Here is a 519-nt window from a genome sequence, read left to right on the forward strand (position 1 = left end):
GCCTGGTCGTTTACGCCGAGCGGGCTGGCCGACGGAGCGCATACCATCGTCGCGAGCCAGACCGACAGCTTCGGCAACACCGGTTCGGCGTCGCTGAGCTTCACCCTGGACACCGCAGCACCCGCGGTCGCCATCACCAGCGCGGGCGGACCGGTCAACCAGGCCAGCCAGACCATCACCGGCACGGTCGACGTGGCCGATGCCGGCGCCGCCGTCACCATCCTGGACGGCATCACCACGATCGGCACCGCGATCGTGCAGGGCAACGGCAGCTGGAGCACCACGGTCACGCTCAGCAGCGGCCCGAACGCGCTGACGGCACGGGTGAGCGATGCGGCCGGCAATACCGCGACCAGCGGCGCAGTGGTCTATACGCTCAGCACCACCGGCCTGGCCGTGACCGAGGCCCTGGTCGCCGACACCGGCAGCTTGGCCACCGACCATATCACCGCCAACCCGGCGCTGAGCGGCACCGGCCTTGCCAACACGGTGGTGCACTTCACCATCGACGGCAGCCCG

The 519-nt window shown here is 70.3% G+C and carries 1 protein-coding gene; it reads left to right on the forward strand.

The window, feature by feature from the left end:
• On the forward strand, positions 1 to 519 hold a 519-nt coding region (locus tag IVA80_RS30530; protein ID WP_247438435.1), incomplete at both ends, for an Ig-like domain-containing protein.

The sequence above is a fragment of the Bradyrhizobium sp. 139 genome, from assembly GCF_023074175.1.
Taxonomy (GTDB): Bacteria; Pseudomonadota; Alphaproteobacteria; order Rhizobiales; family Xanthobacteraceae; genus Bradyrhizobium.